Here is a 13,667-nt window from a genome sequence, read left to right as displayed (position 1 = left end):
GGATGCGCATCCTGATCACGCTCAACTACTACGCCCCGTATGTCAGCGGCCTGACCAATGTCGCGCGCGATGTGGCCGAGGGGCTGGCGGCGCGAGGGCATGACGTGCTCGTCCTCACCACGCAGCACGACCGCTCACTCCCCCGGTCCGAGACGATCAACGGCGTCCGTGTCCGCCGATTCCCCGTTCGGGTCCGCCTGGGCAAAGGCGTGATCGCGCCGGGCCTCGTGCCCGCGGTGATCCGAGCCGCACGGACGGCGGATGTGGTCAACATCCACGCGCCGATGCTGGAAGCCGGACCCATCGCCGCCGGAGCCCGGCGGGCAGGGACGCCCGTCCTCTTCACGTACCAGTGCGACATCGCGATGCCGCCCTCCCTGCCCGGCCGTCTCCAGTCGCGGGCCATGGATGCCTCGACGACGGCGGCGGCGGGCAACTCCCGGGCCGTGATCGTCTCCAGTTCGGATTACGCGGCGCATTCGCGGGTGTCGCGCGCTCTCGCGCGCAATCAGCTCGTCATCCCCCCGGGATGCCACGATCGCCGCGGCGGAACGGGACGGTTCCGGGAGGGCGACGGGCTGCACGTCGGCTTCCTCGGACGCATCGTGGAGGAGAAGGGCATCGAATACCTGGTCCGCGGGTTCACCGCGCTCGCCGACCCCGAGGCGCGGCTGCTCATCGCAGGCGACTTCGCCAACATCGCCGGCGGGTCGGTCATCGAGCGCGTGCGCGAGGCGATCGGCCGCGACGAGCGGATCCGCATGCTGGGCTTCCTCGCGGACGAGGACCTTCCAGACTTCTACGCGTCCCTCGACACCTTCGCGCTGACGTCCGTGAACTCCTTCGAGGCGTTCGGGATCGTCCAGGTCGAGGCGATGATGGCCGGAGTGCCGGCCCTGGTGACCGACATGCCCGGCGTGCGCACCCCCGTGCAGGAGACCGGCTTCGGAACCATCGTGCCGCCGCGTGACTCCGCGGCGATCACCGCAGCGCTGCGGAAGCTGCCCACGCTCGCTCTGCCCGCGGACGGACCGGAGCGCGCGCGGGCGCTCTTCGCCAACGAGAGGGGCGTCCAGCGCTACCAGGAGCTCATCGACGAGGTGCTCGAAGAAGCGGAGAGGGCCACCCGGTAGGGTGCTTAAGCGCCGTCGCACCGGACGGCGGTTCCCATCGGAAAGCGGACGCCATGCCTCGCGCGCTCATCACCGGCATCACGGGACAGGACGGCCTGTACCTCGCCGAGCTGCTCATCTCGAAGGGCTACACCGTCTACGGCCTGATCCGCGGGCAGAACAACCCGAAGATCGAGCTCGTGCGGCGCACCGTTCCCGACGTGCGCCTGGTCACCGGCGACCTGACCGACGTCTCGAGCCTGGTCCGGGTCCTGTCCGAGGCGCAGCCGGACGAGGTGTACAACCTCGGAGCGATCTCCTTCGTCGCCTACTCCTGGGAGAACGCGGCGCTGACCACCGATGTGACCGGCAAGGGGGTGCTGAACATCCTGGAGGCCACGCGGCTGTACGCGGGCGATGATCCGTCGTCGGTTCGGTTCTACCAGGCATCGTCGTCGGAGATGTTCGGCAAGGTGCAGGAGGTCCCCCAGCGCGAGAGCACGCTGCTGTGGCCGCGGTCGCCGTACGGCGTGGCGAAGGTCTTCGGCCACTACATGACCATCAACTACCGCGAGTCGTACGGCATGCACGCCTCCAGCGGAATCCTGTTCAACCACGAGTCGCCGCGGCGCGGGCCCGAGTTCGTCACGCGCAAGGTGACACGCGCCGTCGCCAGGATCGCGCACGGGCTGCAGGACACGCTCGTGATGGGCAATCTGGACGCACAGCGTGACTGGGGATTCGCCGGCGACTACGTGGAGGCGATGTGGCTCATGCTGCAGCAGCCCCATGGCGACGATTACGTGGTGTCGACCGGAGAGACCCACTCCATCCGCGAGCTGCTGGATGCGGCGTTCGATGCGGCCGGCATCGCGGACTGGGAGCCCCACGTGCAGCAGTCGCAGGAGTTCATGCGCCCGGCCGAGGTCGATCTGCTCGTCGGCGACGCGGCCAAAGCGCGTGAGGTGCTCGGATGGGCGCCGAAAGTCGGCTTCCGGGAACTCGTGGCCATGATGGTCGAAGCCGATCTCCGAGACGCTGCCGCCGAGGCCCGATGAACCCCGGGGCCCGCGTTCTCGTCACCGGCGCGACCGGACAGGACGGCTCCTACCTCCTCGAGCGGCTCCTCGAGCGGGACGCATCGGTCACCGCCGTCACGCGCCCCGGCGATGAGCTGACCGCCGGGCTGCCCGCCCAGGTCCGACCCCGCACGGCCGCGCTGGACGATGCGGAGGCGCTCCGGCGGGTCGTCCGCGACGCCTCGCCGCAGTACATCTTCCACCTCGGAGCGGTCTCCTCCGTCGCGGCATCGTGGGAGCGGCCGGCCGAGACCATGGCGGTCAACACCGTCTCCACCGCGGCCCTCCTGGAGAGCATGGCGTCGGCGGAGGGTGCGCGCCTGGTCCTGGCCAGCAGTTCGGAGATCTTCGGCAACGCGGCTGAGTCGCCCCAGACGGAGGCCACCGCCATCCGACCCGTGACACCCTACGGCGTCTCCAAGGCCGCTGCGCATCAGCTCGTCTCTCTCTGGCGCGGCCGCGGGTCGTTCGCATCGACGGCCATCCTCTACAACCACGAATCACCGCGGCGGCCGGAGACGTTCGTCACCCGGAAGATCACCGCGGGAGCCGCGCGCATCGCGCGCGGCCTGCAGGACCACCTCACCCTCGGCGCGCTCGACGCACGCCGCGATTGGGGGTGGGCTCCGGACTATGTCGAGGCCCTCCTGACCATCGCCGATGCGGAGGAGCCGGATGACTTCATCGTCGCGTCAGGTCGCTCGCACTCGGTCGCGGACTTCGCCGAAGCGGCGCTGCGCGCGGCCGGAGTCTCCGCGACGGACGGACTGATCGTCTCCGACCCGCGCTTCGTCCGGCCCGCCGACGTCGCCGAGATGGTCGGGGACGCGTCCCGCATCCGTTCGCGTCTCGGCTGGAGCCCGACGGTGGACTTCGACGGCCTGGTCCAGCGGATGGTGGCACACGATCTCGCACTCATCGACCAGGCCGATCCGGCCCGCTGACCCCTCAGCCCAGGGGTAGGTAGAGCACCGCCACGAGTGTCAGCACCCACACGAGCGCGAGCACCTGGAGCAGGCGGTCATGCAGGGCGATGTCCTCGGGTGCTTCCGCGTCACCGGCGTCGATGTGCTGGCAGTAGCGGAGGATCGCGATGACGAACGGCACCAGCGTGTAGGCGAGCAGCGTGTTCGTTCCGTACTGCCCGCCGGTGACCGCCCACATGCCGTAGACCAGGATCACGATCGTCGCCGCGGACTGCCAGACGAATCGCAGGTAGGTATCGGTGTACTGCTTCAACGACCGCCGCGACCTCGCCCCGTCATGCGCGCCGACGAGCTCGGCGTACCTCTTGCCGCCCACCATCAGCATCGAGCCGAATGCGGCGACGAGCAGGAACCAGTGCGACAACGGCACGCCCACCGCGACGCCGCCGGCGATGGCGCGCAGCAGGAACCCGGAGGAGACGATCACGATGTCGATCACGGCGACGTGCTTGAGCCAGACGCAGTAGGCGACCTGCAGGAGCAGGTATACACCCACGACGACCGCCAGCGGCCAGCCCACGAGGGCGGCGGCGGCCACCGCCAGCGCCATGAGCGCGATCGCGACCGCGTACGCCAGCCGGATCGGCACGATGCCCGCCGCGATCGGACGCATCCGCTTGGTCGGGTGCTCACGATCCGCGTGGACGTCCAGGGCGTCGTTGAGAAGGTAGACCCCGGATGCGGCCAGACAGAAGGACGCGAAGGCGACCGCGATGCGCCACAGGCTGCCGCCGTCCACGAGCACGCCGGCTGCCAGCGGCGCGGCGAGCACCAGAAGGTTCTTCAGCCACTGGCGCGGGCGCGCCGTCCGCACGATTCCAGCGAAGACGGTGGCGACTCGCCGGGGTGGCTCGTCCGCGAGGAGGTCGGGATCGGAAATGGGCTGCTCCTGCAAAGTCGGGTGTGGATCAGCGTAGCGTCCGGGCCGCGCGCTCCCCGGTATCGTCGAGGCGATGGTTACGCGCAGCACGTCCGACCGGCAGGTTCACCTCGTCCGGCATGGGGAAGTGGACAACCCGGGGGGCGTCGTCTATGGGCGCCTGGAGGGTTTCCCGCTCACCGACCGCGGCCGCCACCTCGCGGCCCTCGCCGCCGAGGAACTGGCCGGCCGGCACCGGCCGATCGCGGCCCTGTTCACCTCTCCCTTGTTGAGGGCGAAGCAGTCCGCGGACCCGATCGCTCACGCGTTCGCCCTGTCACCCCAGGAGCGGGTCGGCCTGCTGGAGGCCACGAGTCTGCTCGAAGGCAAGGCATACGACGTCAGCCTGTCGATCCTGGCCCGCCCCTCGGCGTGGCGATACCTGGTCAATCCGTTCAGACCCTCCTGGGGCGAGCCGTTCGCAGACGTCGCCGTACGCATGGGCCGCGAGCTGCAGAACGCGTTCGCTGTTCCAGGGGAAGGTGACGTGGTGATGGTCTCGCATCAACTCCCGATCTGGATCACCCACCGCGTGGCCACGGGACGGCGTCTCGCGCACGACCCCCGACGTCGACGGTGCGCTCTCTCCAGCATCACCTCGTTCCAGATGCGGGACGACCGCCTCACGGAGGTCGGTTACTGGTGCCCTCCCGCTGCGTGAGACGATGATGCGGTGAAGGGCATCATTCTTGCGGGCGGTTCGGGTACTCGGTTGCACCCGATCACGCTGGGCGTTTCGAAGCAGCTGATCCCGGTGTACGACAAGCCGATGGTCTACTACCCGCTGTCCACGCTCATGCTCGCGGGCATCCGCGACATCCTCGTGATCACCACGCCGCACGATGCGCCGTTCTTCGAGCGTCTGCTGGGCGATGGGTCGCAGTTCGGGGTGAACCTGACCTTCGCGCAGCAGCCGTCACCGAACGGCCTGGCGCAGGCGTTCACGATCGGGGCCGACTTCATCGGCGACGACAAGGTCGCCCTCGTCCTGGGTGACAACCTGCTGTATGGGCCGGGCCTGGGCACGCAGCTGGCGCGCTACACCGACGTCGAGGGCGGCGCGGTGTTCGCGTACTGGGTCGCCGAGCCGTCCGCGTACGGCGTGGTGGACTTCGACGACGCGGGCCGGGCGATCTCGTTGGAGGAGAAACCCGCGCGGCCGAAGTCGAATTACGCGGTGCCGGGTCTGTACTTCTACGACAACGACGTCGTCGAGATTGCGCGCGGTCTCGCCCCCTCCGCCCGCGGCGAGTACGAGATCACCGACGTCAACCGGGCATACCTGGAAGCCGGCCGGCTTCAGGTGGAGGTGCTCCCCCGCGGCACGGCATGGCTGGACACCGGCACGTTCGACCAGATGACGGATGCCGCCGATTACGTCCGGACGATGGAGCGGCGCACGGGGATGCGGATCGGTGTTCCCGAAGAGGTCGGCTGGCGGCAGGGATTCCTCTCCGACGAGGAGCTCCGCTCCCGCGCGGAGAAGCTCGTGAAGTCGGGGTACGGCACGTACCTGCTGGAACTGCTGGAGAGGGGCCGCTGATGGGTCGTCGTCTGCTCGTGACCGGTGGAGCCGGGTTCATCGGCTCCAACTTCGTGCACCACGTCGTCCAGCACACCGATGACGAGGTGGTCGTGCTGGACAAGCTCACCTACGCCGGCAACCGGGCGTCTTTGGCCGGGCTGCCTGAGGACCGGGTGGAGCTGGTCGTCGGCGACATCGCCGACGCCGCGCTCGTGGACGACCTGTTCGGGCGGGTGGATGCCGTCGTGCATTACGCCGCCGAATCCCACAACGACAACTCCCTGAACGACCCGCGGCCGTTCCTGGACACCAACATCGTCGGCACCTACACGCTGCTGGAAGCCGCCCGCCGGCACGGCACCCGCTTTCACCACATCTCCACCGACGAGGTCTACGGCGATCTGGAACTGGACGACCCCGCCCGCTTCACCGAGTCCACGCCGTACAACCCGTCGTCGCCGTACTCCTCGACCAAGGCCGGCTCCGACCTGCTGGTGCGGGCGTGGGTGCGCTCGTTCGGGGTGCAGGCGACGATCAGCAACTGCTCCAACAACTACGGGCCGTATCAGCACGTGGAGAAGTTCATCCCCCGCCAGATCACGAACGTCATCCGCGGCATCCGCCCCAAGCTCTACGGCGCTGGCGAGAACGTCCGCGACTGGATCCACGCCGACGACCACTCCTCCGCCGTCCTGACGATCCTCGACAAGGGCGAGATCGGACAGACCTACCTCATCGGTGCCGACGGCGAGAAGGACAACAAGACCGTCGTCGAACTCATCCTCACTCTCATGGGCCAGCCCGCCGACGCGTACGACCACGTCACCGACCGCGCCGGCCACGACCTGCGCTACGCGATCGACTCCACCAAGCTGCGCACCGAACTCGGATGGCAGCCCCGCTACCGCGACTTCGACGCGGGTCTGGCGGCCACGATCGACTGGTACCGCGCCCACGAGGACTGGTGGGCGCCGGCCAAGGACGGCGTCGAAGCCTTCTACGCCGCCAAGGGCCAGTGACCGTGGGGATCGAGTTCGGCAAACCCCTCACCGCTACCACCACCCCCATTCCGGGGCTGGTGGTCTACGACCTGCCCGTCCACGGCGACGCGCGCGGCTGGTTCAAGGAGAACTGGCAGCGCGAGAAGATGGTCGCCGCCGGACTGCCGGATTTCGGGCCCGTGCAGAACAACATCTCCTTCAACGACGAGGTCGGCACCACCCGCGGCATCCACGCCGAGCCGTGGGACAAATACGTCTCCGTCGCCACCGGCCGCATCTTCGGAGCGTGGGTCGACCTGCGTGAAGGCCCGACCTTCGGAGCGGTGTTCACGACCGAGCTGGATCCCTCCCGGGCGATCTTCGTCCCCCGTGGCGTCGGCAACTCGTACCAGACCCTCGAGCCGAACACCGCGTACACGTATCTCGTCAACGACCACTGGTCCCCCACCGCGGAGTACACGTTCCTCAACCTCGCCGACGAGACGTCGGCCATCGTGTGGCCCATTCCACTGGATCAGGTGCAGATCAGCGAGAAGGACAAGAATCACCCGCGCCTCGCCGACGTCACGCCGATGCCCCCCCCGAGGATGCTGATCACCGGCGCGAACGGCCAGCTCGGGCGCGCGCTGCGGGCGGAGTTCGGGGACCACCCGCACATCGAGTACGCCACCCGCGACGACCTCGATCTGACCGCAGCCGACCTGGACACCGCGCGGCGGTGGCGCGACTACGCCACGATCATCAACGCCGCCGCCTACACCGCCGTCGACAAGGCCGAGACCCCCGAAGGTCGCGCCGAAGCATGGGCGGCGAACGTGACAGCCGTGGCGAACCTCGCCCGGATCGCGACGGCGAACGGGATCACCCTCGTCCACGTCTCCAGCGACTACGTCTTCGACGGTACGAAGGCGGCCCCCTACACCGAGGACGATGCGGTAGCGCCGCTCGGGGTCTACGGGCAGACCAAGGCCGCCGGCGACGCCATCGTCGCCACGGCCCCCCGCCACTACATCCTCCGCACCAGCTGGGTCATCGGCGAAGGGGGCAACTTCGTGCGCACGATGGCGGCTCTGGCCGAGAAGGGCGTGGACCCGCGCGTCGTCGACGACCAGATCGGGCGCCTGACCTTCACCGACGATCTGGCCCGCGGCATCCGCCATCTCCTCACCACGCGGCCGGCCCACGGAACCTACAACCTCACCGCGTCCGGCGACCCGGAGTCGTGGGCGCAGATCGCGCGCCGCGTCTTCGCTCTCACCGGACACGACCCCCGTCGGGTGACCGGTGTGTCCACCGAGGAGTACTTCGCGAACGCCACGGCTCCCGTCGCACCGCGCCCGCGCAACAGCGTCCTCGAACTGAGCCGGATCGAGGCGACGGGATTCCGTCCCTCACCCGGCTCGACGGCGCTGGCCGCCTACCTCGCGCGGTAGGTCAGCCGACGCCCACGACGACGCGGGGAGTGCCCGCCCACGCGGCCGGGTCGGTCGCGTTGCGTCCGTCGACCAGGAGCCGGATGCCCGGGAGGTCGGCAGCCGAGAGTGCGCGGTACTGCGCATGGTCGGTCTGGAGGATGGCGAGGTCGGCGGAGTCGCCCACGTGGTAGGGCTCCAGCCCCATCGCGCGCAGTTCGTCGTCGCTGTAAAGCGGGTCGTGGACGCGCACCTGAGCGCCGCGCTCGGCGAGCGCCTGCACCGTCGGGAACACGCCGGAGAATGCGGTCTCCTTCACTCCTCCCCGGTACGCCGCCCCCAGCACCACCGCGGTGAGGCCGTCGAGGGACCCGAGCAGGTCAGCGGCCCGGGAGACCAGCCGCTCCGGCATCGAGGCGTTCAGGAGCCGGGCCGTGCGGACGATGTCGGCGCCGGGGTCCGTCGAGAGGTACAGGCGCGGGTAGACCGGGATGCAGTGTCCGCCCACGGCGATCCCCGGGCGGTGGATGTGACTGTAGGGCTGGGAATTGCACGCCTCGATGACCTGGTAGACGTCGATGCCGTGCTCGGCCGCGAAGAGGCCGAACTGGTTGGCGAGCCCGATGTTGACGTCACGGTACGTGGTCTCGGCGAGCTTGGCCATCTCGGCTGCTTCCGCACTTCCCAGATCCCACACCCCGTTCGGGCGGGGCAGGTCGACTCGGTCGTCGAACTGGAGGACGGCCTCGTAGAACTCCCGTGCGCGCTGCGCACCGGCATCCGAGAGACCGCCGATGAGCTTCGGGTACTTGCGCAGGTCCGCGAACACGCGGCCGGTGAGCACACGCTCGGGCGAGAACACGAGATGGAAGTCGGTGCCCTCGGTGAGCCCGGAGCCCTCTTCGAGCATCGGCTTCCAGCGGTTGCGCGTCGTGCCCACCGGCAGGGTCGTCTCATACGAGACCAGGGTGCCCGGGGTGAGGTGCTGCGCCAGCGAACGCGTGGCAGCATCCATCCACGCGAAATCCGGGTCCCACGTCGCGTCGTCCACGAACAGCGGCACCACGAGCACGACGGCGTCGGCACCGGGGATCGCGTCGGCGTAGTCCGTCGTCGCCCGCAGGCGACCGGCGGGGACGAGCTCGGTCAGCTTCTCCTGGAGGTGCGCCTCTCCGGGGAACGGCTCGCGCGCGGCGTTGATCTCCGCGACGGTGGTCGCGTTCACGTCCACGCCGATGACCTCATGGCCGGAATCGGCGAACTGGACGGCGAGCGGGAGCCCGATCTTTCCGAGGGCCACGACGGCGATGCGCATGGATCCAGTTTAGGTGTGTGGCTTGGGGTCGTTCCGCGGTGCGACAGGCAACACGACGCGACAGATGCGGGCCGGGCGTCCGCGACCGGTAGCGTGTGAACGCACCCCGCCCGCGACGCCGAAGGAGTCGTCATGCGTCTCGTCCCACTACGCTCCGCCGCCGCCGCCACGGTGCTGGCCCTCGCCGTGGGTCTGCTCAGCGCGCCACCCGCCGCCGCCTCCGCTCAGCAACCGATCGAAGAGACCACCGTTGCGAGCGCAGCAACGAGCGCGACGGTCACCCGCGCGGCCGGGCAGAGCAGGTACGAGACCGCCGTGGAGCTCAGCAAACGCCTGGCGCCAGGCCAGAACGCGGTCTTCGTCGCCACCGGGGCAGACTTCCCCGACGCGCTGAGTGCGGCCGCCGCGGCAGGCAGCATCGGCGGACCCGTGTTGTTGACGCCCTCCTCATGGATACAAGACACGGTGATGGCGGAAATCCGACGTCTCGCCCCGAATACCATCTACGTTCTGGGCGGACCGACGGTGGTGTCGGAGAGCGTCAGCGCAAAGCTCGCGACCATCGCTCCCGTCGAACGCATTCACGGAACTAACAGGTACGAAACGTCACGGACGATAGTGAGCCGCTTCTTCTCCTCGAGCACCGAGATGATTCTGGCCACCGGGCGCGGGTACGCCGATGCCCTGGCGGCGGGCGCTGCGGCTGGGTCACGCAAGATCCCCGCCCTGCTCGTGGACGGTGACAAAGCCACGCTCGACACTGCCACCATGCGGCTCATCGAAGACAGCGGGGCCCGGACTATCTGGCTCGCCGGGGGTCACGGCGCCGTAAGCATCGGGATCGAGCAGGAGTTGCGAACCGCCGGTTTCTCGGTCCGCCGCTACGGAGGCGCGACACGCTATGACACCGCAGCGGCTATTACAGCGGCGTTCCGAGCAAGCGAACCCGCGACGATCTTCGTCACCACGGGGCAGGACTTCCCCGACGCGCTCGCAGCAGCCGCGGTGGCAGCCCAGACCGGTGCCGCCCTGTATCTCTCCCGCGCCACATGCGTGCCCCTCGCCCCGCGCACCGCCATCGCCGCTGCCAGCACCGTGCCGCGCGTCGTCGTCGGCGGAATCGCGGTGGTCTCCGACGCTGCAGCTCGGAACACGAGCTGCGGTGACACCGCTCCCCCGCCCCCCTCCTGGGCGACGACCCACTGGACGTTCTCCACGACGACCGAGGCGCCCTACCTGGACCGGCCGCCGGTCAACGTCCACGACCCGGGCATCGTGCTGGATGCAACGGGGCTGCGGGTGATGAATTTCGGGCCGGGAGGTACGCGGGCAGACCACCCCGTCGCATATGCGCAATATGGATTGTCGGCGCTGCTCGAATACCAGAACACCGGCAACACAGTGTGGCTGGACAGGGCGCTCCGACACGCGCAGCGCCTCGTGGAGATCCACACGGACCGTGGCGACGCGTGGCACTTCCCATATCTCTTCGACTGGCGCAACGCGAACGGGCAGACGCTGAAGGCTCCCTGGTGGTCGGCGATGAGTCAGGGCGAGGCACTGAGCCTGTTCGTGCGCCTCTTCGAAGAGACCGGCGACACGGGCTGGCGGGCTGCCGCCGATCACACCTGGGCGGGGCTGCAGCAGCCTCGGTCTGCTGCTGAGCCCTGGACGACGGTCACTGATCAGAACCTTCTGTGGTTCGAGGAGTACGCAGGCAACCTGCCGCCGCTGCGGGTCCTCAATGGGCACATCTTCGCTCTGTTCGGCGTGTACGACTACTGGAAACTGACCGGAGACCGCACAGCCCGACGGTATCTCGACGGCGCGGCGACCTCAGTGCTCACCGTCATGCCGAAGATCCGTATCCCCGGTCAGGTCTCGTATTACTGCTGGGCTCCCGAATGCCGCTCCCCCGCATGGCAGAACTGGCGCTATCACCTGATCCACTCTTGGCAGCTGGATACCCTCGCCCGCCTGACCGGTGACACCCGTTTCACTGACTGGTCCGACCTGCTGCGCCGCGACTGGAGCCAGAACGCTCGGTTGCGGGAGGAGCACTTCGAGCCGGATCCTCTCGGCTTCGTCGCCGAGTGAAGCGTCGCGCGGGCTTCCTAGCCGGCGTGACGCAGGAGCTCGTCCACGACGCGCTCCGCTGCCCGGCCGTCACCGTACGGGGCGGCGTCGGTGTCGGTCGGACGGGCCCGCTGCACGCCGGCGGCAACCTCCTCGGCGGTGCCGGCGAGGACATTCCACCCGAGCTCCACCGTCTCCACCCACTCCGTCTCGGTGCGCACCGTGGTACAAGGCACCCGCAGCAGAAACGCCTCCTTCTGCAGACCACCAGAGTCCGTGACAACCCCCGCGCTGTGCAGTGCCGACGCGATGAGGTCGGGGTAGGCCAGCGGCGAGTGCGCGACCAACGCCCCCTGCGTGAGCGCGATTCCGTGGGCCGCGGCCTTCGCGACCACGCGCGGGTGGGCGAGAAGGACGACGGGCTTGTCGAGCCCCGCAAGCGCGGACGCCACTTCGGCAAGGCGAATCGGGTCGTCGGTGTTCTCAGCACGGTGGATCGTCGCGACGTAGTATGCCCCTGCAGACAACCCGAGTTCGGCGGCGAGCGGCGAAGGACGGCCGGCGACCTGATCACGCACCTGGAAGAGAACGTCGGTCATCACATCACCGACGAGCACCGTCCGCGGTGCCAGGCCCTCCGAGGCGAGATGATCGACGGCGACCTGCGTGGGGGCGAGGAGGAGGTCAGCCACGTGGTCGGTCATCACGCGGTTGTGTTCCTCCGGCATCCGCCTGTTGAAGCTGCGCAGCCCCGCTTCCAGATGCGCGACTGGCAGGTGCATCTTGACGGCGGAGAGGGCCGCCGCAACTGTCGAGTTCGTGTCGCCGTACACAAGGACCCAGTCCGGCTGCTGGGCGTCGAAGACCGCGTCGAGAGCGGCGAGCATCGCGCCGGTCTGCACACCGTGCGACCCACTGCCGACGCCTAGGTGAACATCGGGCGAAGCGATCCCCAGGTCCTCGAAGAACACGTCCGACAGCATCGGATCGTAGTGCTGGCCCGTGTGCACGATGACATGGTCGACGCCTGAAGCCTGCGCAGCATGGTGGATGGGGGCGAGCTTGACGAACTGCGGGCGCGCGCCCACGACGCTGACGATCTTCACGGGGAACAAGTCTAGGGGTCGTCCCGCGTGGCGCCCGGTATCGTGGGGAGGTGCGCATCCTCATCGTCACGCCGTGGTTCCCTACGACGGGGAAGCCGGAGTCGGGTCTCTTCGTCGCCCGCGAAGCCGCAGCGTTGGCGGTCGAGCATGAGGTCCGGGTGCTGCATCTGGACGCCAACAACGCGCCCGGCGACCCGGTGACGCTCCCCGGCGTCCGCATCGCCCGCCGCGCGATGCGGCGGGCGAACCCCCTCGATCATCTGCGCACGCGACGCCAGGTCCGCCTCGCCGCTCAGGACGCCGACGTCCTGCACACCCACGCTCTCCCCCTGCTGCTGCCCTGGCTGGTCGGTCGGCCATCCGCCGGTCCGTGGGTTCACACCGAGCATTGGTCGGGGATCACCGCACCCCAGACGCTCAGTCGCGTCGAGAGGGCAATCCGTCGGGTGCTGCTGCCGGTGCTGCGGCGCCCCGACGTCGTCGTGACGGAGTGCGAGCGACTCGCCGCGGCGGTTCGCAAGCACCGCCACGGACCGACCGACATCGTGCCGTGCATTGTGACGGACGCCCGCCCGGTGGCCTCTCCGCGGCGACCGGGAGTTCTGCGCCTCGTCGCTGTGGGAGGGCTGATCCGGCGGAAGGGACCGGACATCGCCCTCGACACCGTCGCAGAGCTGCGGCGCCGGGGTCGGGACGTTCACCTGCGATGGGTCGGCCGAGGCCCCCTGCAGGAGCACCTCGACGCACGTATCAGGGATGAAGGGCTCGGGGATGTCGTCGCCCTCACTGGCGCTCTCCCCGCAGAGGGTGTCGCCGCCGAGCTGGATGCCGCAGATATCTTCCTGCTCCCGACGCAGGGTGACAACTTCTGCGTGGTGACCGCGGAGGCACTGGTACACGGTCGACCGATCGTCAGCGGAGCGGCAACCGGTGCTGTCGACTACGCGGATGCCGCCGTCTCGGCCTTTGTCACCGACCAGACCGGGCCGGCCTACGCCGACGCGGTGGCCGACGTCGCACGGCGCACCGCCCGCATGTCGGCGGAGGACATCGCGGCGACCGTACATGGACGGTTCACGCCCAGCCGCGTGCGCGAACTCCTCACCGCGATCTACAGCGACCTCACCCGCTGACGC

Annotated in this window: 12 protein-coding genes; 9 read left to right on the top strand and 3 right to left on the bottom strand. The window is 69.1% G+C overall.

Annotated elements, in window-relative coordinates:
* Window positions 1-2 precede the first annotated feature (2 nt).
* The 3 genes from E4K62_RS04930 to E4K62_RS04920 are packed head-to-tail and all read left to right on the top strand — an operon-like array spanning window position 3 to window position 3,135.
* Complete coding sequence (locus tag E4K62_RS04930; protein ID WP_135064300.1) at window positions 3-1,133, top strand: glycosyltransferase family 4 protein; 1,131 nt, start codon at window positions 3-5, stop codon at window positions 1,131-1,133.
* Between the two features lie 53 nt (window positions 1,134-1,186).
* Window positions 1,187-2,170, top strand: coding sequence for a GDP-mannose 4,6-dehydratase (locus tag E4K62_RS04925; protein ID WP_135064297.1), 984 nt, complete (start codon window positions 1,187-1,189; stop codon window positions 2,168-2,170).
* On the top strand, window positions 2,167-3,135 hold the full coding sequence (locus E4K62_RS04920; protein WP_135064295.1) for a GDP-mannose 4,6-dehydratase: 969 nt from the start codon (window positions 2,167-2,169) through the stop codon (window positions 3,133-3,135). The genes E4K62_RS04925 and E4K62_RS04920 overlap by 4 nt, the downstream gene beginning before the upstream one ends.
* A 4-nt stretch (window positions 3,136-3,139) precedes the next feature.
* On the opposite strand, the gene E4K62_RS04915 is transcribed toward E4K62_RS04920, so the two are convergent.
* Complete coding sequence (locus tag E4K62_RS04915; RefSeq protein ID WP_261799174.1) at window positions 3,140-4,147, bottom strand: decaprenyl-phosphate phosphoribosyltransferase; 1,008 nt, start codon at window positions 4,145-4,147, stop codon at window positions 3,140-3,142.
* On the opposite strand from E4K62_RS04915, the gene E4K62_RS04910 reads away from it, so the two are divergent.
* From E4K62_RS04910 to rfbD, 4 genes are read left to right on the top strand one after another with little or no spacing between them, the layout of a single operon-like run.
* Window positions 4,131-4,757 (top strand): histidine phosphatase family protein, encoded by a 627-nt coding sequence (locus E4K62_RS04910; RefSeq protein ID WP_135064292.1) that lies wholly within the window; start codon window positions 4,131-4,133, stop codon window positions 4,755-4,757. The two genes, E4K62_RS04915 and E4K62_RS04910, sit on opposite strands and share 17 nt — an antisense overlap.
* A gap of 12 nt (window positions 4,758-4,769) precedes the next feature.
* A complete protein-coding gene (gene rfbA, locus E4K62_RS04905; RefSeq protein ID WP_135064289.1) occupies window positions 4,770-5,639 on the top strand; it encodes a glucose-1-phosphate thymidylyltransferase RfbA in 870 nt (289 codons plus the stop codon).
* Complete coding sequence (rfbB, locus tag E4K62_RS04900) at window positions 5,639-6,640, top strand: dTDP-glucose 4,6-dehydratase (RefSeq protein WP_135064286.1); 1,002 nt, start codon at window positions 5,639-5,641, stop codon at window positions 6,638-6,640. The genes rfbA and rfbB overlap by 1 nt, the downstream gene beginning before the upstream one ends.
* Window positions 6,641-6,642: 2 nt before the next feature.
* Window positions 6,643-8,055 (top strand): dTDP-4-dehydrorhamnose reductase, encoded by a 1,413-nt coding sequence (gene rfbD / locus E4K62_RS04895; RefSeq protein ID WP_205805935.1) that lies wholly within the window; start codon window positions 6,643-6,645, stop codon window positions 8,053-8,055.
* 1 nt (window position 8,056) lies between these two features.
* On the opposite strand, the gene E4K62_RS04890 is transcribed toward rfbD, so the two are convergent.
* Window positions 8,057-9,349 carry a nucleotide sugar dehydrogenase gene (locus E4K62_RS04890; RefSeq protein WP_135064282.1) on the bottom strand — a complete coding sequence of 431 codons (1,293 nt, stop codon included), beginning with the start codon at window positions 9,347-9,349 and terminating at the stop codon, window positions 8,057-8,059.
* Window positions 9,350-9,481: 132 nt separating this feature from the next.
* On the opposite strand from E4K62_RS04890, the gene E4K62_RS04885 reads away from it, so the two are divergent.
* Window positions 9,482-11,446: a cell wall-binding repeat-containing protein gene (locus E4K62_RS04885; RefSeq protein ID WP_135064279.1), complete on the top strand. Its 1,965-nt coding sequence runs from the start codon at window positions 9,482-9,484 to the stop codon at window positions 11,444-11,446.
* 17 nt (window positions 11,447-11,463) lie between these two features.
* On the opposite strand, the gene wecB is transcribed toward E4K62_RS04885, so the two are convergent.
* The gene (wecB, locus tag E4K62_RS04880; RefSeq protein ID WP_135064276.1) at window positions 11,464-12,531 is read right to left on the bottom strand and encodes a non-hydrolyzing UDP-N-acetylglucosamine 2-epimerase; all 1,068 of its coding nucleotides are present in this window, start codon (window positions 12,529-12,531) and stop codon (window positions 11,464-11,466) included.
* Window positions 12,532-12,581: 50 nt separating this feature from the next.
* On the opposite strand from wecB, the gene E4K62_RS04875 reads away from it, so the two are divergent.
* Window positions 12,582-13,664, top strand: coding sequence for a glycosyltransferase family 4 protein (locus E4K62_RS04875; protein ID WP_135064273.1), 1,083 nt, complete (start codon window positions 12,582-12,584; stop codon window positions 13,662-13,664).
* Window positions 13,665-13,667 lie beyond the last annotated feature (3 nt).

Origin of the sequence: Microbacterium wangchenii, from assembly GCF_004564355.1 — a bacterium.
In the GTDB taxonomy this organism is placed as follows: domain Bacteria; phylum Actinomycetota; class Actinomycetes; order Actinomycetales; family Microbacteriaceae; genus Microbacterium; species Microbacterium wangchenii.
This window is presented reverse-complemented; position numbering and strand designations above follow the sequence as displayed.